The organism is Bradyrhizobium sp. 195, from assembly GCF_023101665.1.
Classification (GTDB): Bacteria; Pseudomonadota; Alphaproteobacteria; order Rhizobiales; family Xanthobacteraceae; genus Bradyrhizobium.
The window spans coordinates 2547257-2563799 of record NZ_CP082161.1; the positions used below are offsets into that span (position 1 = coordinate 2547257).

Annotated in this window: 24 protein-coding genes; 12 read left to right on the forward strand and 12 right to left on the reverse strand. The window is 64.0% G+C overall.

Annotated features, from left to right (window positions below):
• The first annotated feature begins 258 nt into the window (after nucleotides 1-258).
• Nucleotides 259-552, forward strand: coding sequence for a hypothetical protein (locus IVB26_RS11805; protein WP_247971812.1), 294 nt, complete (start codon nucleotides 259-261; stop codon nucleotides 550-552).
• A gap of 6 nt (nucleotides 553-558) precedes the next feature.
• On the opposite strand, the gene IVB26_RS11810 is transcribed toward IVB26_RS11805, so the two are convergent.
• A complete protein-coding gene (locus IVB26_RS11810) occupies nucleotides 559-1071 on the reverse strand; it encodes a DUF4142 domain-containing protein (protein ID WP_247971813.1) in 513 nt (170 codons plus the stop codon).
• Between the two features lie 93 nt (nucleotides 1072-1164).
• On the opposite strand from IVB26_RS11810, the gene IVB26_RS11815 reads away from it, so the two are divergent.
• Together IVB26_RS11815 and IVB26_RS11820 are read left to right on the forward strand one after the other, a co-directional pair.
• A complete protein-coding gene (locus IVB26_RS11815) occupies nucleotides 1165-1359 on the forward strand; it encodes a hypothetical protein (protein WP_247325978.1) in 195 nt (64 codons plus the stop codon).
• Nucleotides 1360-1680: 321 nt separating this feature from the next.
• Nucleotides 1681-1902 (forward strand): hypothetical protein, encoded by a 222-nt coding sequence (locus tag IVB26_RS11820; RefSeq protein ID WP_247971814.1) that lies wholly within the window; start codon nucleotides 1681-1683, stop codon nucleotides 1900-1902.
• A 157-nt stretch (nucleotides 1903-2059) separates the two neighbouring features.
• Here IVB26_RS11820 and IVB26_RS11825 read toward each other — a convergent pair whose 3' ends face one another.
• Entirely contained in the window at nucleotides 2060-2308 is a 249-nt protein-coding gene (locus IVB26_RS11825; RefSeq protein WP_247971815.1) for a hypothetical protein, read from the reverse strand.
• Between the two features lie 175 nt (nucleotides 2309-2483).
• On the opposite strand from IVB26_RS11825, the gene IVB26_RS11830 reads away from it, so the two are divergent.
• Nucleotides 2484-2642, forward strand: a complete 159-nt coding sequence (locus IVB26_RS11830; RefSeq protein ID WP_247971816.1) for a hypothetical protein — start codon at nucleotides 2484-2486, stop codon at nucleotides 2640-2642.
• A complete protein-coding gene (locus IVB26_RS11835; RefSeq protein WP_246928343.1) occupies nucleotides 2626-2820 on the forward strand; it encodes a hypothetical protein in 195 nt (64 codons plus the stop codon). Before IVB26_RS11830 ends, IVB26_RS11835 begins: the two co-directional genes overlap by 17 nt.
• On the opposite strand, the gene IVB26_RS11840 is transcribed toward IVB26_RS11835, so the two are convergent.
• The 6 genes from IVB26_RS11840 to IVB26_RS11865 form a co-directional block, all read right to left on the reverse strand.
• Nucleotides 2791-3276 carry a hypothetical protein gene (locus IVB26_RS11840; RefSeq protein ID WP_247971817.1) on the reverse strand — a complete coding sequence of 162 codons (486 nt, stop codon included), beginning with the start codon at nucleotides 3274-3276 and terminating at the stop codon, nucleotides 2791-2793. The genes IVB26_RS11835 and IVB26_RS11840 overlap by 30 nt on opposite strands.
• Complete coding sequence (locus IVB26_RS11845) at nucleotides 3276-3623, reverse strand: DUF3147 family protein (RefSeq protein ID WP_247971818.1); 348 nt, start codon at nucleotides 3621-3623, stop codon at nucleotides 3276-3278. The genes IVB26_RS11840 and IVB26_RS11845 overlap by 1 nt, the downstream gene beginning before the upstream one ends.
• Nucleotides 3620-4204, reverse strand: coding sequence for a phosphatase PAP2 family protein (locus tag IVB26_RS11850; protein ID WP_247971819.1), 585 nt, complete (start codon nucleotides 4202-4204; stop codon nucleotides 3620-3622). The genes IVB26_RS11845 and IVB26_RS11850 overlap by 4 nt, the downstream gene beginning before the upstream one ends.
• A 231-nt stretch (nucleotides 4205-4435) precedes the next feature.
• Nucleotides 4436-4987, reverse strand: a complete 552-nt coding sequence (locus tag IVB26_RS11855; RefSeq protein WP_247971820.1) for a DUF4142 domain-containing protein — start codon at nucleotides 4985-4987, stop codon at nucleotides 4436-4438.
• Nucleotides 4988-5073: 86 nt separating this feature from the next.
• The gene (locus IVB26_RS11860; RefSeq protein WP_247971821.1) at nucleotides 5074-5301 is read right to left on the reverse strand and encodes a hypothetical protein; all 228 of its coding nucleotides are present in this window, start codon (nucleotides 5299-5301) and stop codon (nucleotides 5074-5076) included.
• An 8-nt stretch (nucleotides 5302-5309) separates the two neighbouring features.
• Nucleotides 5310-7097, reverse strand: coding sequence for a thiamine pyrophosphate-requiring protein (locus IVB26_RS11865; RefSeq protein ID WP_247973138.1), 1788 nt, complete (start codon nucleotides 7095-7097; stop codon nucleotides 5310-5312).
• Between the two features lie 159 nt (nucleotides 7098-7256).
• Here IVB26_RS11865 and IVB26_RS11870 point away from each other — a divergent pair, with 159 nt between their 5' ends.
• From IVB26_RS11870 to IVB26_RS11890, 5 genes are all read left to right on the forward strand, one after another.
• Nucleotides 7257-7631 carry a PRC-barrel domain-containing protein gene (locus IVB26_RS11870; protein ID WP_247971822.1) on the forward strand — a complete coding sequence of 125 codons (375 nt, stop codon included), beginning with the start codon at nucleotides 7257-7259 and terminating at the stop codon, nucleotides 7629-7631.
• Between the two features lie 23 nt (nucleotides 7632-7654).
• Nucleotides 7655-7813 carry a hypothetical protein gene (locus IVB26_RS11875; RefSeq protein ID WP_246928333.1) on the forward strand — a complete coding sequence of 53 codons (159 nt, stop codon included), beginning with the start codon at nucleotides 7655-7657 and terminating at the stop codon, nucleotides 7811-7813.
• 363 nt (nucleotides 7814-8176) lie between these two features.
• Nucleotides 8177-8596, forward strand: coding sequence for a hypothetical protein (locus tag IVB26_RS11880; RefSeq protein ID WP_247971823.1), 420 nt, complete (start codon nucleotides 8177-8179; stop codon nucleotides 8594-8596).
• Nucleotides 8597-8714: 118 nt separating this feature from the next.
• Nucleotides 8715-10289 carry an alkaline phosphatase D family protein gene (locus IVB26_RS11885; RefSeq protein ID WP_247971824.1) on the forward strand — a complete coding sequence of 525 codons (1575 nt, stop codon included), beginning with the start codon at nucleotides 8715-8717 and terminating at the stop codon, nucleotides 10287-10289.
• Between the two features lie 311 nt (nucleotides 10290-10600).
• Complete coding sequence (locus IVB26_RS11890) at nucleotides 10601-11419, forward strand: aldo/keto reductase (protein ID WP_247971825.1); 819 nt, start codon at nucleotides 10601-10603, stop codon at nucleotides 11417-11419.
• Between the two features lie 179 nt (nucleotides 11420-11598).
• Here IVB26_RS11890 and IVB26_RS11895 read toward each other — a convergent pair whose 3' ends face one another.
• Both IVB26_RS11895 and IVB26_RS11900 read right to left on the reverse strand, forming a co-directional pair.
• Complete coding sequence (locus IVB26_RS11895; protein WP_247971826.1) at nucleotides 11599-11835, reverse strand: hypothetical protein; 237 nt, start codon at nucleotides 11833-11835, stop codon at nucleotides 11599-11601.
• Between the two features lie 95 nt (nucleotides 11836-11930).
• The gene (locus tag IVB26_RS11900; protein WP_247971827.1) at nucleotides 11931-12383 is read right to left on the reverse strand and encodes a hypothetical protein; all 453 of its coding nucleotides are present in this window, start codon (nucleotides 12381-12383) and stop codon (nucleotides 11931-11933) included.
• Between the two features lie 158 nt (nucleotides 12384-12541).
• Here IVB26_RS11900 and IVB26_RS11905 point away from each other — a divergent pair, with 158 nt between their 5' ends.
• Complete coding sequence (locus IVB26_RS11905; protein ID WP_247325933.1) at nucleotides 12542-12814, forward strand: helix-turn-helix domain-containing protein; 273 nt, start codon at nucleotides 12542-12544, stop codon at nucleotides 12812-12814.
• Between the two features lie 3 nt (nucleotides 12815-12817).
• Here IVB26_RS11905 and IVB26_RS11910 read toward each other — a convergent pair whose 3' ends face one another.
• Complete coding sequence (locus IVB26_RS11910; protein WP_247971828.1) at nucleotides 12818-14050, reverse strand: aminotransferase-like domain-containing protein; 1233 nt, start codon at nucleotides 14048-14050, stop codon at nucleotides 12818-12820.
• An 88-nt stretch (nucleotides 14051-14138) separates the two neighbouring features.
• Nucleotides 14139-14666 carry a DUF3124 domain-containing protein gene (locus tag IVB26_RS11915; protein WP_247971829.1) on the reverse strand — a complete coding sequence of 176 codons (528 nt, stop codon included), beginning with the start codon at nucleotides 14664-14666 and terminating at the stop codon, nucleotides 14139-14141.
• Between the two features lie 67 nt (nucleotides 14667-14733).
• On the opposite strand from IVB26_RS11915, the gene IVB26_RS11920 reads away from it, so the two are divergent.
• Complete coding sequence (locus IVB26_RS11920) at nucleotides 14734-16464, forward strand: cation:proton antiporter (protein ID WP_247971830.1); 1731 nt, start codon at nucleotides 14734-14736, stop codon at nucleotides 16462-16464.
• Nucleotides 16465-16543: the final 79 nt, after the last annotated feature.

Below are 16543 nucleotides of genomic sequence, written 5' to 3' on the forward strand. Positions count from 1 at the left end.
GCCGAATCCAACGCGTGACGCATCTGGTCGAAATAGAGCGTCAGCCTAATTCGAAATCAAGCGCCAAGGCGCGGCGCGTGAAACCGGAACCTGCTTTGCTCAGCCCGAAGTAAATAACGGCGATCCGCCGAATTGGTTCCATGTGATTCGGAAAGAATTGCGTCGGGCGGTCCCCGGCGTCTCATTCGGCCGTCACCGGCATCCGTTCGGAACGGAGCGCCGAGCCTCGTGGTTAGCCGGCAAAGAGGGAGAATGGACATGAAAGCAGGACTTGCCGCGATCGTCGTCATGCTGTTTGCCGGGTCGGCCTTGGCGCAGGGCGGTGCGCCCAGCGGGCGCGGGGCGGTGACCGGCGATCCCGCCGCGAACTCCGCCAGCCCGCAGGCCGATACCCCGACCACGGGGGCGGCGACCCGGTCGAACCCGAGCGGAAGCGGCACCTCATCTTCGGGCGGCAAGGATGACAATGGCGATGCAGGCCGGGACAAGATGCCGGAGAGCGACCGCACCGTGCGGCCGCAGAGCCAGCAACATCATCCGAACGACAAATAAAGCTGGCTACTTGTCTGCCATGGTGCGCTCGGCGTCCTTGACCTGTGCGCGCAGCATCGGGAGCTGCTCGCGCGCGAACGCTGCGAGCGCCGCGTTATCGGGCGCCCTCAGATAGCGTTCGAGCAGGTCGATGGCCGATTCATACTCGGGAATTTGCGAGGCATAGAAGCTGCGGACGTAAGTCGGTCCGTCCGAAGCTTCGGGCTCGACCAGGCTGGCGCCGACGGACGACGTTTTGTCGACGCGCGGCTCCGCGCCGATCGCCTGCTGTATCTGCTTCAGCGCCTTGTCGCGCTTCGCTGCCTCCTCGGCACGCAAGGCGGCGAGGTTCTTGACCTCGGCGTTGCCCTTCAGATCAGTATTCTCCAGAAGGCCCTGCTGGAAGCGACTGAAATTGTAGAGACCGCTGATGACGTCGGTTGCGCTCGGCGGGCGGTCGCCGGGCTTTCGTTCACCGGTGCTGTCGGCAAGCGCCGCTGTGCTGATGAATGCCAGGATGATCGCGGCGAGAACTCGCATCCATGTCAATTGCGGGTCGCGTGTAAAGTTCCCTCAACATTACGATCCGGCAAGCGGGTTGCGACGCCAGAGTTCCGTCCCCACGTCTTCTCCATGAAACAGTCTGACATCTTCAGGGATAACGCCGACAACTGTCTCCAGCTCGCCGAGCGCGCCGAGGGACAACCCGCCCACAAGCGCTATTCGCGCATGGCGGACGCCTGGACGGCGCTCGCTCATGAGCAGGATTGGCTCGACGGCGAGATCGCGCCCGTTGCCGTTCGTTTCCCACAGAAGCAGGACGCCTGAGCGCTCGCCTTTTCGTGAATCCGCGTGTGAGACCGCTCACGGAGTGCAAGCGACCAATCCAGGATGATCAGGGAACAGTCAATCGCGTTGGATTTCGATTCCAGCAGGAGGTTTTTGCGATGGCCCCACGTCTGGCTCTTCTTTCACTCATTCTCGCCTTCGGCGTCTCGGTCGCGTTCGCGACAGTGACGACGGTTCGTCAGGTGCATCTGGAAAACGCATCGGCTGCCGTCCACGCAACGCACAGTTAGGACGACGTCGGAACATTCGGCGCCGCAGTGCGTAAGCGATTCGACCCATCAGAAGAGGCGAAGGGACATCATGGCCCATTCCGACCACGGCATCGTCAAGGACAAGCGGGCGGAAGAGCAGCCCCGCGACAAGCAGCGCGCGCAATCCGTGCACAAGACGGATCCGGAGAGAACTGATCCGAAAGGCTCGCCCTCGCGGGAGGCGACGCGCGACCCCAGACTGAACGACAAGAGCAAGACGCCGGGCTCCGGCATGACGCCGGATGATTCCGGCGACGCGCCGAGCGGTTAGACAGAACGGTAGTTTTCGCGCGAGGAACGAATCCTCGTGCGCGGAGTCGACAGGTTGCTTCCGGTTGTCATGCCCCCGGTGCGCCGGAAGCAATTTCCAAGGACGGCTCCGGCACTCACCGTGCCGGGGCCGTTCGCTTGTGGAAGGCGACTACGGCTCAGTCGTCGGTACCGTTCTCGGGATCTTTCTGGGTATGTCCCTCAACTCCGCGGCCGAACACGCCGAAGCTGCTCGACTTCACACCGGCGCCTGCGTCGACGCCTACGGCAGCCAGTCCGAACTTGAGGAGCTCGCGGACCGCCGCCGCCCGCGTCGGCATGCGATGCTTGAACCGGAAATCGTCAACAGCGGCCAACTCTTCCGGCGAGAGCATGACCTGAAGGCGCTCGGCACGTAGGTCTTTCATGGTCGATCACGCAAATTGAGTAGGTTGAGTAGATTACTCAACGAGCCAACTTGGCGGGAGTTCCACAAGAGACGACAAGGCCTCCAAATGAGTAAAAATATACAATAAAATCAATAAGTTATTATTGAAACGACTTTCGCGGTCGCGCATTTCCTCCTGGACAGGGAGAGAGACCATGACGGACGAAGTCAGGTTGCCCCGTAAGCTTTCCGAAGAGCCGGAAGCCCCTAAGCCGATGCGCCCAAGCCACCAGAAGGTCATCGAGCAAGTCGAGCGCTGGGCCAACAGCCCGGGCCTTCAGCCACCGAGGACGGAAGATGCGAAGACGATCTGAGCCACATACGTTCGAACAACGTCTCGCGGCGCAGAAGCTGCGGCTTGAGCACGAGCTGTCGGGCCTGCCGAATGGGCGCCAGCGCGACGTTGTTGTCGCGCGCATCGATCAGCTGCAGACCGCTGCCGAGATGTATGGCTTCCTGATGCTACGGGACGATGCCGCGGCCCCTCGCTGATTGCCCGATGCGCTCGGTCTGCACCGCGCGCGAGGTGATGCGAAACTTTCGCCTCAGCCACCACGCCAATACCGACACGGTCGCCCATACCAGAATGGCAGCCACGAACGCGCCAATCGTGGTTGTCGCAACCACGACGTAAAAAACTGAGGCGAATGCTGCAAGACCGATGCTTCCCAGGCCCGCACCCGCAGCATCGAGCGCTGCGGCCTGCTGTCCGCGCCTCCGCCCGCTGAGGCCGGCTTTTTCCTTGGCGCGGCGCTCGTGGCTTTCGATCAGCGTTGCGCTGGCGCAGAAGATGGCGGGAAGCGCGAGGAAGAGCCCGCCGACGGAGACTCCGAAACGCGCGCCCACGATCCCCGCGATGACCGTTGCCAGCCCGCCAAGCAGGAAGCGGACACCGTACTCGTACCACCGTGTCTGTTTTAGCGCCGATGGAGACAGCTTAACCAGCATCAGGCGGCACCTCCAAAGCCCACGAGCAGACCGAAGGCGACGACGAGCCATACGGCAAAAGCGGCGATGGTGGCTGGCAGTGCGCCGAGATGAAACCTCATCAGGAGATGGCAGACGACGAGGCTGTAGCAGGCGAGTGCGATGGCGCCATAGATCATCGTCCAGCTTTCGGCGGCGACATATTGTGGGCCGTGCTGGACGACGGCGATGCTGAGAGTGGCCAGCGCGACCGACGGAGCCGCGCCGAGCAGCCCGGCAAAGCTCTTCGGTTTGAGCATGTCTCCCAGGATCGCGAAGGCGGAGACGATGACCCCGCCCGCGATGAAGCGCACGAGATATTCCGTCATGACCGCACCTGCGAGGCAGGAGGCCGCTGCCGTAGCTTTCCGAGCGTGAGCGGCCGGAACAGTCGCTCGACGACGACGCCGAGGGTGAAGCCCGCCACGACGTCGCTGGCCCAGTGTGCAAGCACGACGACGCGCGTCAACGACAGAGCCACGGCAAGCGAGCGCACCAGCCGGCGTGGGATGGGGTTCAGCAGCCCGGCCGCTGAGGCCAGCGCGCCCATGTGCAGAGCATGGCCGGAAGGAAACGCATCGTGGGATCGTCCCGAGATGGGAACACCGTGTGCATGACCAAGGACTGTCAGTCGGTCGGGCCTCGTCTGGTCAAACAGCGACTTCAGCAGGTGCGGCAGCACCGCAGTCGCCAGGGAGACCGCCAACACGTGATTTGCGGCAGGACGCGCATCGGGTCGCCGAAGCTGGGCGTAAAGCCATCCAGCCGCAGCGAGAGCAAGCAGCACGTGCTCGTCTGCAGCCCACGTCAAAGTCTGGGCGACTTGCTCGAGGCCTGAATTGGTGTCGTGCGCAATTTCGCTTGCGAGCGCCTGGTCGATCCGGGTGGGTTTTACTTTTACGAGTGCCATCGGTCCGGCGAGATATCCTAGATGACTGTCTTGCAAATTCTGTATGACAATGAAGGTTCCTGGGTCGCGCCGTACCGCGTAGCTCTCGTTGCCACAAGCTGCCGACAGATCGGAGCGCGTGCGACAGGCTGCTCCGGACGGCCAGGCGGCGCCATCGCTTGCGATTCGGCGTACGCAGAGAAATGCCGCGACGAGGAGGACGCCGAGCGGCGGCCTCCTCGTCCGAAGCCGTTACTTGGACTGTCCGACGCTCGGCGCCTTGCCGAGCTCCTTGGCCATGTCGAGATGGTGCTTGAGTGCCGGCAGCGTCTTGCCGGCCCAGTCCTTCAGCGCGGAATTGTCACCGCCCTTGGCATAGCGTTCGAACAGCGACACCGCATCTTCGTGGGCGCTGACCTGGTAGGAATTGTAGTCCGAGCTGAAATCCTTGCCCGCGGCGTTCTTGAGCTTGTCGAGCTTGCTCTGGTGCGAGCTGTCGAGCGCCGTCGGCAGGGTCGCTTGCACCTTGCCGTCACCGACGAGACCCTTGAGCTCGGTGCTGGTCTTGGTGTGGTCGGTCACCATCTGCTGTGCGAAGCTCTTCTCCTGCGCGTTGCCCTTCTGCTGGGCGAGCTTGCTCGACTCGATCTCGAACATGTCGCTGATCGCGACCTCCTTGACGAAGTCGGCGGTAGCAGGTGCGACGCCGAGCACCGAGTTGACGCCGGTCTTCTCGCCCAGCGACTGGGCGAGCGCGGGGCCTGCGAGAAGCACGCAGGCAAGGGCGATGACGGTCCGTTTCATGTCTGGTCCCTTCGATTGGGCGCGCAGCCTCTTGCCGCGCGATGTTGCGCCGATCAACACGCCGCAGGGGCCGCGGTTCCTAACGACTAATCCGCGGGATTCCGTCCGGTGCGCGGATTGATGGGATCGGTCGGCTTGCGTCGAAGCCGCTCGGGCAGAAACGGCTCAGTGGCGGCGGCCGTGGCCTCGGCACGCACGTCGGCATGGCGCTGCGCGCGCTCGTGCGGCGTCTTGTTGTCATTGAAGTGGTATTTCACGTCGACGCCATCGACGGGGTCATTGACGCCATGCTGGATATCGCGGAAATCGCTCATGGTTCACCTCATTCCTTTCCCGGCAGGATCGTTTCGAGCACCTGCCGCGCTGCTCCCTTGATCATCCCGCTTTCGTTCGGATCGCCCTTCATCAGGGCGAGCGAGAAGTTCTTTGCCTGTTGAAGCGTGATATGCGGCGGCAGCGGCGGCACTTCGGGATCGGTCTTCACCTCCAGCACGACGGGCAGCTCGCTCGCCAGCGCCTGCTCCCAGGCCGAGCCGAGCAGCTGTGGGCTATCGACGAAAATGCCGCGCAGGCCGATGAGCTCGGCGAAGCGGGAATAGGAGACGTCGGGAATGCGCTGCGAGGCCTCGAATTTGGGATCACCGTTGATGATGCGCTGCTCCCAGGTCACCTGATTGAGATCCTCGTTGTTGAAGACGCAGACGATGAAGCGCGGATCGCGCCAGGAGCGCCAGTACTTGGCGGCGGTAATCAGCTCGGCCATGTTGTTCATCTGCATGGCGCCGTCACCGACGAGGGCGATCACGGGGCGGTCGGAATGAGCGTATTTGGCGGCGAGGGCATAGGGCACCGCGGCGCCCATCGAGGCGAGGCCGCCCGAGAGCGAGGCGGTCATGCCGCGCCGCATCTTCAGGTCGCGCGCGAACCAGTTGGCACAAGAGCCGGAATCGCTGGTGACGATGGCGCGGTCCGGCAGACGCGGGGACAATTCCCAGGCGACGAGTTGCGGATTGACCGGCGCGGCGGGCTGATGCGCGCGGTCATCCAGCGTCTTCCACCATGCCGCAACGTCCTCTTCGATGCTTTGGCGCCAGGCGCCGTCGCCCTTTGATTTCAGACGCGGCAGCAATGCGCGCAGGGTCTCGGCGGCGTCGCCCACGAGGCCGACCTCCATGGGAAAGCGGATCGACATCATGCTGGCGTCGATGTCGATCTGCACGCCGCGTGCGCTGCCTTCCTTGGGGAGGAATTCGGCGTAGGGGAAGGCGGAGCCGACCATCAGCAGCGTGTCGCATTCCATCATCATGTCGTAGCTGGGCTCGGTGCCGAGCAGGCCGATCGAGCCGGTGACCCACGGCAGATCGTCGGGCAGCGCGGCTTTCCCGAGCAGCGCCTTGGCGCAGCCGGCCGACAGCCGATCAGCGACGGCGATCACCTCGTCGGTGGCGCCAAGCGCGCCGGCGCCGACGAGCATCGCAACCTTCTTGCCGGCATTGAGCACCTCCGCAGCGCGATCGAGATCGGCCTCACGCGGCATGATGCTGGGTGCGCTGTAGCCGATGCCGGAATGCAGCGTGCCGTGTGCACGGGGTGGGTCCTCGTAAGGCTCTTCCTGCAAGTCATTGGGCAGGATGATCACGGTCGGGGTCCGCCGCGCCAGCGCGATCCGCACCGCACGATCGATCAGGTGTCGCACTTGCGCAGGCGAGGAGGCCTGCATGACATAGGCGCCGGCAACATCCTTGAACATCGAGACGAGATCGAGCTCCTGCTGATAGCTCCCGCCGAGCGCGTTCCGCGCCTGCTGGCCGACGATCGCCAGCACCGGCTGGTGGTCGAGCAGCGCGTCGTAGAGCCCGGTGACGAGATGCGAAGCGCCGGGCCCGGAGGTCGCGATGCAGACGCCGAGCTGGCCTGAGAATTTTGCGTAAGCGGTCGCCATGAATGCCGCCATCTCCTCGTGCCGCGCCTGCACGAAGCCGATCTTGCCGTCGGCCCGGTTCATCGCGCCGAACACGCCGTTGATGCCGTCGCCGGGATAGCCGAAGATATGACGCACGCCCCATTGATGCAGACGCTGGACGATGAAGTCGGAGACGGTCTGGGACACCATGCGCGGCCTCGATTCCGAGAGCTGTTTTGAAGCTCAGAGAACCGCTCGCCCGCAGCGATGTTCCTGCCCGAGTGCTGACAGCGGCGTGCGGAACAGTAGCGGAACGATCGCTCGCCTGTCCGGTTGATTCATGCACTGTCTGAGTGGAGCACTGAGATGTTGAATCAAGCAGAGCTGGACCGCGCCGAGATTGGCCGTTTGATTGGCAGCGACAAGGTCGAAGGAACATCCGTCTATGGTGCCGACCGCAACCGGATCGGATCGATCGAGCGTGTGATGATCGACAAGATCAGCGGCAAGGTGTCCTACGCCGTGCTTGGGTTCGGCGGCTTCCTTGGGCTCGGGAACGATCACTACCCGTTACCGTGGCAATCGCTGAAATACGATACGGAGCTGGGCGGTTATGTCACCGCGATCACAGCCAAGGATCTGCAAAGCGCGCCGAAATACGGCGAGCGAAGCGATTGGAACTGGGGTGATGAAGCCGCCGTCCGTGGCATCAACTCCTATTACGGTGTTCCCTTCGCATAGACGTTGCATGGAAAGGGAGTTCGATGAGCAAGGAACGGCCGACCGACGATCCCCGGGATCAGAATGACTGGGGATCGCACAGACAGACGGACAAGCCCTGGAAGGGCAATCCGGAGAAGGAACAAGGATCGGACAAGGTGAAGCCCGATCTGGAGAAATGGCACGAGACGAAGACGCACTGACACGAGTGCTTCCGTGGGAGAACGAGATGAAGCGCGGCGTTGATGACGCGCGCTGCTTTCTTGACGATCGCGTTCACGAATGGCCGTGGGGCTCTTGGAAGGCCAGATGGACGCTTGGAGCTGCGGCATGGTCGCAATGACATCCCCTCCTGCAAGGAACTCATCGATCGGATCATGGATGACGCGGAATAGATCATCCGCAGCCGTCTGATCGGGTTCCTGGATGGGACGGGGGCGACGCGAAAAGTCGCGTGACACCGCCAAACTTCTTAACCACGGCGGCACTTGACCGCTGGAATTGCGCGCGACGCCTCCTAAATAGGGATAAATTACCCCTTTCAAAATCAATTTCAGGAGGCGTCCGTGGTCCTGAAGAGCGTTCATTTTGCAGTTGCCCTTGCCCTCGTGCTCGCTGGCGGCGGCATCGCACGCGCTGACGACTACAAGCCCGACGAATATCTCGGCCTCGATCTCTCCAAGGCCGTGCTGTCGCCGAAGCGGCTGGGCCCGGAAACGCAGTTCGCGCCGGTGGCTTTGGAGGCGCGCGGCGGCAACGAGGCGCAGGCCCGCGCCGAGCCGATCGACGTGCCGAAGAAAGTTGCCGCTGAACGCGTGCGTGTGGCCGCGCCCAAGGTCGCGCACGCCAAGCCCGCCCAGCCGCGCGGGGCGGCCCGCGCGAAGCTTGCGCATCGTCACGGCAACCCGCTGGATGCGCAGGCGATGGATACCCGCATCCAGACCTGGCCGTGCCGCTCCGGCGGCATCTGCAACTGGAAGCGTTAGACGAGGCTGGAGCCGTCATCCGCGCGTCGCAAAACCGTAGGCGCGGAGTCAAGAAACCGTAAGCCGGGAGTCAAGGAGCGCAGGCACCTTCCGTCGCGATTCGACGAAGGTTTCCTGAATGGCAACGCTCCGCGCGTCGCGCGCATGGACCCGGCGGCAATTCCTGGTCCGTTCGACTTCAAGCCTGGCGGTTGCCTCGCTCGGCACGCTCGCGAGACCGTACCTCAGCCGGGCCGCCGACCGTCCACAGATCGCCGGCGGGATTCAGTCCGGCGATGTGTCGGATGGCTCTGCCGTGATCTGGGCGCGCGCGGACCGGGCCGCACGGATGCACGTGGAGTACTCGACTGTCGAGAGCTTCAGGAGCGTCATAGCGTCGGCCTCGTGCGATGCGTTGCCGGACGCGGACTGCACCGCAAAGCTGCAGCTCGACGACCTGCCGCCCGGGCAGGACGTCTTCTATCGCGTCCGCTTCGATGACATCGCCACCGGCCTTCGCGGAGAGAGCCGTCTCGGGCATTTCCGCACCCCGCCGGCAGCCAGCCAGTCGATCTCATTCGTGTGGTCCGGCGATGTCGCGGGGCAGGGCTGGGGCATCGACATTTCGCGCGGCGGCTATCGCAGCTATCGCACCATGCTCGACAACCACCCGGATTTCTTCATCCATTCCGGCGATCACATTTACGCCGACTGCACGATTCCTTCCGAACAGAAGCTGCCCAACGGCGAGACCTGGCGCAACCTCGTGACCGAGGAGAAGTCCGAAGTCGCGCACACGCTGGCGCAGTTCCGCGGCAACTACAAATACAACCATCTCGACGAACACTTTCGCGCCTTCCATGCGGAGGTGCCGATGTTCGCGCAGTGGGACGACCACGAGGTCACCAACGACTGGTCGCCGACCGGAAGCTACGATAATGCCGGTTACGAAGACGACGGCACCCCGCGCCTGGTCGCGCGCGCCCGCCGCGCCTTCTTTGACTTCATGCCGATCCGCGATATCGGCGCGCAGCAGGGCCGGGTCTACCGCCGCATCGGCTACGGTCCGCTGCTCGACGTCTTCATGATCGACATGCGCAGCTATCGCGATGACAGCTGGAACAAGGGCGGCGATCACCGCGGCTGGATCCTCGGTGCCGAGCAGCTCGCCTGGCTGAAGCGGGAGGTCGCGGCCTCGCGGGCAACGTGGAAGATCATCGCCGCTGATTTGCCGATCGGCCTCATCAGTCTCGATGCTGTTGCGCTCGGCAATGGGGCGCCCGACCGGCGCGAGCACGAGATCGCCGGTCTTCTCAGCTCCATCAAGCGCGCCGGAATCCGCAACATCGTCTGGCTCACCGCGGACATGCACTACACCGCCGCGCACTATTACGATCCCGGCAAGGCGCAATTTAGGGATTTCGAGCCGTTCTGGGAGTTCGTCTCCGGCCCGCTCCACGCCGGCAGCTGGGGCCCGGGCGAGCTCGATGACACCTTTGGTCCGGTCGCGATGTATCAGAACGGCTGTAGTGCTGCGCAGGGCGAGAATTTGGCGCCCTGTTTCGGATTGCAGTTCTTTGGCCGCGTCGACATCGATGGCCGCAGCGGCGTCATGACCGTCACCTTGAAGGACGTGGACAATCGCAGCCTCTGGTCGGTCGACATCGCGCCGCAGCCACAGTTGCGTCCCGCTGTGGTCGCGCAGCATTCGTGAGGGGCGGGCGGCTCGTTTAACCTCTCCCGCTTGCGGGAGAGGTCGGCGCGAAGCGCCGGGTGAGGGCTTTCTCCTCTTGGGGATTGTCCCGTTGCGGATGCACCCTCTCCCCAGCCCTCTCCCGCAAGCGGGAGAGGGAGCCCACTTCGTCCGCGGCGACGACCTGATCCGACCTAACCCGATCTTGATTGGCCGCCTCCGGTCGCCATCGCTATACTCACCGCCCCGCCACCTCTTTTCCATCACCGAAGAGTCTGTCCCCGCGGCCTCGCGGCGCGTCCGGCGGGATGCAATACGTCAGGAGTTAGCTCATGGACAATCTGAAGACCCAGGGCATCAGCATGCCCAAGCTCGGCCTCGGTACCTTTCGCATGCAGGGCGATGCCTGCCGCGCAGCGGTCGAGAGCGCGCTGGCGATCGGCTATCGCCACATCGACACCGCCGAGATGTATGCCAATGAGGAGCCGATCGGATCAGCCATCGCCGCGTCCCGTCTGCCGCGCGGCGAGTTGCACGTCACCACAAAGGTCTGGCACGAGAACCTCACCCCCGATGCGATGCGGCGTGCCTTCGATGCCAGCCTGAACAAGCTTCGGCTCGACCATGTCGATCTCTACCTCGTGCACTGGCCGTCGAAGGCAGCGGACTGGGGTGCGGTGTTCGAGACCTTGATGAAGCTCAGGGAGGAGGGGCGCACGCGGGCCATCGGCGTCGCCAATTTCACCACGGCGCTGCTCAAGATGGCGGTGGAGGACATCAGGGCGCCGATCGCCTGCAACCAGATCGAATATCACGCGATGCTCGATCAATCGAAGGTGCTGGCCTATCTCGCGGCAAAGTCGATCCCGCTCGTCGCCTATTGCCCGCTCGCGCAAGGGCGCGCCGCCTCGGATCCGGTGCTGGCCGAGATCGGTGCCAGGCACAACGTGACCGCCGCGCAAGTGGCGCTGAAATGGCTGCTCGACCATGACGGCGTCGCCGCCATCCCGAAGGCCTCGCGCCGCGAGAGCCAGCAGGCCAATCTCGATGCGCTGAAGATCACGCTCGACGATGCCGACCGCAACAAGATCGCCGCGCTGCCCAAGGACAAGCGCTGCGTCAATCCCGGCTTCGCGCCGGCATGGGACTAGCTTCGTCCATATCCTGCTAACGAAACAATTGTAGGGTGGGCAAAGGCGCACTTTGCGCCGTGCCCACCACCTCTCCTAAATCACTGTCGAAGCGGTGGGCACGCTTCGCTTTGCCCACCCTACAAGGCTGCGCAAAGGAAATGGCCCCGTGAGGGGCCATTTCCATTTTGCGTTGCGCATTAGTCCCAGTGATGGCGATGGCTGCGCTTGATCACCACGACCCTGTCGTTGTGGTGACGCCAGCCACGATGCCAGCCATGATCACGATGCTCGCGGAATTCGGCGCGGGCGCCATACGGGGCGTGATGATGGTGATAGCCGCCGCGCTTGATCACCACAGTCTCCGCACTTGCCAGCGTCGGCGCCGCGATCACGAGCGCACCCAGAGCCGCAACCACATAACCAAGCTTCTTCATGATGTCCTCCTCCAATCGAATGCACAATTAAACCGCGCATGCATGCGAACGTTCCGGCGGAACGAGAAGAGAATTCTGAACAGCTGTTCAGGTGGTTAATCGCAGCGTTGCTGCACGGGTGTCGGCGCGCCTGTCGCAACGTATTTGCCGTCCCTGATCGTGTACTCGCCGCGCTCGCTGCGATTGTAGATCGCACGCAGGCTGCCGTCCTTTGCCAGCAGCAAGCCGAACTCACGGGCCTGGTGCAGCGAGGGGAAGTACACCATCACATTGAGCAGGCCCTCGGCGTTGACTGTGGCCGACACCACCTCGTTCTCGTCCTTGGCCTCGCCGAAATTGCGCCGGTACGTCACCCGGCCGTCCTTCCGGATCTCGTAGGCCAGCAGCGCACCCTTGTCACGGTCGGGCCGGGCCGCGCAGTCGACCGCCCATGAGCCGAGCAGGCCCCATTGCTCCACCGTCGCCGCCAGCGTCTCGGCACCCGCCGTGGGGGTGATCGCCGCCCACAGCAGAGCAGCCGCGATCCAGCGGCTCAAACAACGCGTCATGTCCTGGAGAACCCCGCCTCGAAGAATTCCGCAATTTAGCATCCCGCCCGCTTTCGTCCATGGCAGCCGCCGATCGCTCGCGAATTTGATCCGCGTCAATGAGGCCAGTCTTTTCGGGGGTAGGATGGCGCTTCCCGAAGGCGAACCTGGATAGAGCAATGCTGAATCAAGTCATGGATTTTGCGGGCGAAGTGCTGCCGGGGAGCTGTGCCGTGCCGCCATACTCCGAGACCGCGTTTCTGACCGAGCTCGGCGATCGCCTGCGGTCCTCGCGCATGCGCTGCGACCTGTCGCGCCGCGAGCTCGCCCGCCGTTCCGGGATTTCCGAGCGCTACATCGCCCAGATCGAGGCCGGCAAGGGCAATGTCTCGATCGTTCTATTGCTACGGCTGGCCTCCGCGATCCACGGCAGCCAGCCACGGGCGGCCTGAGTATCAGGCCCGCTTCTCCACATTGGCACTCCGGGCCGGCACCCCGAATTCCTTGCGGCAGACCTCGGCCAGCACGGCGACACCCTCGCGGATCTGCTGATGCGTGGGGCTCGCAAAGCACAGCCGCAGCCGCGAACGGGAATGTCCCTTGTTGGTCGACCATTCCGGCCCCGGATTGATCGAGACGCCGGCGGCGAGCGCGGCCTGATAGAGTTTCAGCGTATCGACCTGATCGGGCAGCTTCACCCAGAGGAAGATGCCGCCCTTGGGCTCCTCGAACTCCGCCGCGGTCCCGAACTGCTCGTTGAGGGCTTCCATCAGCGTGTCGAGCTTGGTGCGCAGCGCCTTGGTCAGGGCCGGCACGTGGCTTGCGAAATGCGGCTTGCAATAGGCGGCGAGCACCATCTGCTCCAGCGCACCGGAGCCCGCATCCGTCTTCAGCGCGAGCATCCGCGACATCACATCCCAGGGCGCCACGATGAAGCCGACCCGCAGCGCCGGCGCGATCGATTTGGAGAACGAGCCGATATGGATCACGCCGCCGGTCGGGCTCATCGCGTAGATCGCCGGCGGCCGCTGCCCTGACCAGACGAGGTCGGCATAGCAATCGTCCTCGAAGATAGGCACGCCATACTCGGTCGCGAGCCGAACCAGTTCGGCGCGGCGGCTCTCCGGCATGATGCTGCCGGTCGGGTTTTGCACCGTCGGAATGGTGTAGATGTATTTTGGACGGATGCCACGGCTCTTCAGGTCGGCCAGCGTTGCCGCCAGCACGTCCATGCGCATGCCGTCCGCATCGAGCGGGATGCCGACCACGTTGACGCCGAGCCGGGCGAGGCGGGTCAGCGAGCCCTGATAGCTCTCCTGCTCAAAGATCACGGTGTCGCCGCGCGTCAGCAGCGTCGCGTTGACGAGGTCGAGTGCCTGCAGCGAGCCGGAGACGATCATGAGATCATCGACCGTGCAGTTGATGCCGGCATCGCGCTTCAGCTTCGTCACCAGGAAATCGCGCAGGGGCAAATGGCCCTGCGGACCGTGCGCCAGCCCGTAGGTCGCCAGCGACCGGCCTTCCTTTTGCAGGGCCGAATTGGTCGCCTCGATCAGGCCGTCGAGCGGCAGTTGCTCGGAATCGTTGTTGCCGCCGACAAAGCTGTATTTGGCAAGGCCCGTCCAGCGCGCAGAAGGGGCCGGCAGCCCTGCGGGAAACAGGGGCGCGAAATCGAAGCTGGACGTCATGGGAGCGTTCCTCGTTTTGTTCTTGTTGAGCGGCCGGCCTTGCACCGGGCCGCCTTACTTTCTTGCCGCCCGTCCAGGTCGGACGGCCTTACTTCTTTGTGGCCGTCCGGGTCGGACGGCCCTGGCTGATGAAAGCGTAATGCGCATTGGCGACGCCGCCAACCATCAGGGCCTCGATCACGGGCTCGGCGATCTCGCCGGTGGCGGCCCAGTCGACCAGGAAATTGGCCCCGGTGCCGCCGCGCACGTCGTCGGTCGGAATGAAGATCGAAATCGTGGCCAGCGGCTTCAGGGCCACCTGACCCTTCAGGTAGGTCTCGACCTGCTTGCCTGCGGTGTCGAAATAGGCGATGCGTTTGATCACCAGCGGCTGAGTCTCGGAGGCGTTGTGAACACTCAAGGTCACCGAGAAGTCGACGCGCAGCTTGCCCTGGCTCATCGCGACGCTCGAATAGGCGGGCACGTAGAACCCGCCGGAGACGGCGAGTTCTTCCTTCGGCATTGGGGTGAGGGAATCGGCAAAGTTCTGTTCGATATTGACCTTGGATTGTGCGGCGGCGGGCACGGCTAAGGCGAGGGGGCATAGCAGCGTTGCTGCGAACAGCCCTTTTCGCATGTGACGAATTGCTCGCTTGCCGCGCTGCAACCCGTCTCTAGGGTGCGGCAAAACGGACCAATTTGGCATGCACGAGCTCATTCGCGACATCACTCTCTGTATTCTGTTTGCCTGGATGCTGGGCCTGCTCGCCCATTTCTCCCGGCAGCCGCTGATCCTGGCCTATCTTATCGCCGGCTTTTGCATAGGTCCATTCGGCGCCGGCTGGGTCCACTCGCAGGAATCGATCAGCGTCATCTCCGAGCTCGGCCTGATCTTCATGCTGTTCATGATCGGTCTGGAGATCGACCTGAAGAAGATCGTACGGGCGGGAAAGGTGATCCTGTTCGCGGCGGGCGGCCAGCTGCTCGGCGGCTGCCTGCTCGGGGTGTTGTTCTTCGTCGGCATCGGCCTGTCGCTCGGCGGGGGTCACTTCGATGCGGTCTATCTCTGCGTCGCCTGCGCGCTGTCGAGCACCGTGATCATCGTCAAGGTGCTCTACGAGAAGCGCGAGCTCGACACGCTGCCGGGGCGCATCACGCTCGGCGTGCTGGTGCTTCAGGACATCTTCGCCATCCTGTTCCTGGCGGTGCAGCCGAGCCTTGCCAATCTGCAGGCCAGCGTCATCCTGCTCTCGATCGGCCGCGTCGCGGTGCTGGTCACCGCCGCGCTGCTGGTCAGCCGCTACGTGCTGCCGCGGCTGTTCCATCAGATCGCCCGGCGGCCCGAGCTGATTCTGCTCGGGGCGCTGGCCTGGTGTTTCCTCGTCGCCGAGACCGCCGAGCGGCTGTCGCTGTCGCGCGAGATGGGCGCCCTGATCGCCGGCGTCTCGCTCTCGACCTTTCCCTACGCGCTCGACGTCACCGCCAAGGTCACAACGCTCCGCGACTTCTTCATTACCCTGTTCTTCGTCGCGCTCGGCATGACCATTCCCATTCCCGGCCTCTCCGTGATCGGGCTGGCGCTGATGATCGCGGCCTTCACGGTCGTGAGCCGCCTCGTCACCACCTTCACGCCGCTCTATCTGATGAAGCAGGGCCTGCGCGCCAGCCTGTTGCCGGCGCTGAACCTCGCGCAGATTTCCGAGTTCTCGCTGGTGGTGATCCAGACCGGCGTCGCCGATCACCATATCGGGGCGCAGACGGCGAACGCGGCCTCCTTCGCCTTCGTGGTGCTCGCCGTGCTCTCGACCTTCGCGATGAGCCGCAGCGACGAGATCACCCGCTGGGCGATCGGCCCCTTGAAGCGGATCGGCCTGCGCGACCTCGACCATGGCAATGGCCATGCCGAGGAGGGGCACGAGGGCGGCCATGGCGAGGCCCGCCGGATCGTCATCCTCGGCTTTTTCCGGGCGGCGAGCGCGCTGCTGGCCGAGATCGAGCGGCAGACGCCGGTGCTGCTCGAGCAGATCACCGTGGTCGACTTCAACCCCAATGTGTACCAGACCCTGATTTCGCGCGGCTTGCACGTGATCTACGGCGACATCAGCAATGTCGATACCCTGCTCCATGCCGGCATCGCCAAGTCCGAGATGATCATCCTCAGCGTGCCGGATTCGCTGCTGAAAGGCGCCACCAACGAGAAGCTGGTCCGCCACGTCCGCGCGCTCAATCCAACCGCCTTGATCGTAGCCACGGCCGACCTCCTGGCCGACGTCGGCGCGCTCTACGAGGCCGGCGCCAGCTACGTCACCGTGACCCGGCTCAGCGATGCCCACGAGCTGTTCACGGTGATCGAAGCCGCCCAGGCCGGCCTTCTGGCCGACAAGCGCGCCGAGCTCGATCAGCGGCTCGGCGAACGGCGCGAAGTGCTGCCGTGAGGGCGCCCGGCCGCCTTCCTCTCCGGCTGTCTGCGCCTATATTTCTGGCATCTTCGGTGCAAGTCTGCCCGCCGCCCGG

Bases quoted from the DNA above. Each gene is read 5' to 3' on its own strand.
- IVB26_RS11885 (WP_247971824.1), top strand. From the start codon at position 8,715: ATGGCAACGCTCCGCGCGTCGCGCGCATGGACCCGGCGGCAATTCCTG.
- IVB26_RS11900 (WP_247971827.1), bottom strand. From the start codon at position 12,383: ATGACGCGTTGTTTGAGCCGCTGGATCGCGGCTGCTCTGCTGTGGGCG.
- IVB26_RS11845 (WP_247971818.1), bottom strand. From the start codon at position 3,623: ATGACGGAATATCTCGTGCGCTTCATCGCGGGCGGGGTCATCGTCTCC.
- IVB26_RS11815 (WP_247325978.1), top strand. From the start codon at position 1,165: ATGAAACAGTCTGACATCTTCAGGGATAACGCCGACAACTGTCTCCAG.
- IVB26_RS11830 (WP_247971816.1), top strand. From the start codon at position 2,484: ATGACGGACGAAGTCAGGTTGCCCCGTAAGCTTTCCGAAGAGCCGGAA.
- IVB26_RS11875 (WP_246928333.1), top strand. From the start codon at position 7,655: ATGAGCAAGGAACGGCCGACCGACGATCCCCGGGATCAGAATGACTGG.
- IVB26_RS11850 (WP_247971819.1), bottom strand. From the start codon at position 4,204: ATGGCACTCGTAAAAGTAAAACCCACCCGGATCGACCAGGCGCTCGCA.
- IVB26_RS11890 (WP_247971825.1), top strand. From the start codon at position 10,601: ATGGACAATCTGAAGACCCAGGGCATCAGCATGCCCAAGCTCGGCCTC.
- IVB26_RS11805 (WP_247971812.1), top strand. From the start codon at position 259: ATGAAAGCAGGACTTGCCGCGATCGTCGTCATGCTGTTTGCCGGGTCG.
- IVB26_RS11905 (WP_247325933.1), top strand. From the start codon at position 12,542: ATGCTGAATCAAGTCATGGATTTTGCGGGCGAAGTGCTGCCGGGGAGC.
- IVB26_RS11915 (WP_247971829.1), bottom strand. From the start codon at position 14,666: ATGCGAAAAGGGCTGTTCGCAGCAACGCTGCTATGCCCCCTCGCCTTA.
- IVB26_RS11855 (WP_247971820.1), bottom strand. From the start codon at position 4,987: ATGAAACGGACCGTCATCGCCCTTGCCTGCGTGCTTCTCGCAGGCCCC.
- IVB26_RS11825 (WP_247971815.1), bottom strand. From the start codon at position 2,308: ATGAAAGACCTACGTGCCGAGCGCCTTCAGGTCATGCTCTCGCCGGAA.
- IVB26_RS11835 (WP_246928343.1), top strand. From the start codon at position 2,626: ATGCGAAGACGATCTGAGCCACATACGTTCGAACAACGTCTCGCGGCG.
- IVB26_RS11870 (WP_247971822.1), top strand. From the start codon at position 7,257: ATGTTGAATCAAGCAGAGCTGGACCGCGCCGAGATTGGCCGTTTGATT.
- IVB26_RS11820 (WP_247971814.1), top strand. From the start codon at position 1,681: ATGGCCCATTCCGACCACGGCATCGTCAAGGACAAGCGGGCGGAAGAG.
- IVB26_RS11910 (WP_247971828.1), bottom strand. From the start codon at position 14,050: ATGACGTCCAGCTTCGATTTCGCGCCCCTGTTTCCCGCAGGGCTGCCG.
- IVB26_RS11840 (WP_247971817.1), bottom strand. From the start codon at position 3,276: ATGCTGGTTAAGCTGTCTCCATCGGCGCTAAAACAGACACGGTGGTAC.
- IVB26_RS11895 (WP_247971826.1), bottom strand. From the start codon at position 11,835: ATGAAGAAGCTTGGTTATGTGGTTGCGGCTCTGGGTGCGCTCGTGATC.
- IVB26_RS11920 (WP_247971830.1), top strand. From the start codon at position 14,734: ATGCACGAGCTCATTCGCGACATCACTCTCTGTATTCTGTTTGCCTGG.
- IVB26_RS11860 (WP_247971821.1), bottom strand. From the start codon at position 5,301: ATGAGCGATTTCCGCGATATCCAGCATGGCGTCAATGACCCCGTCGAT.
- IVB26_RS11810 (WP_247971813.1), bottom strand. From the start codon at position 1,071: ATGCGAGTTCTCGCCGCGATCATCCTGGCATTCATCAGCACAGCGGCG.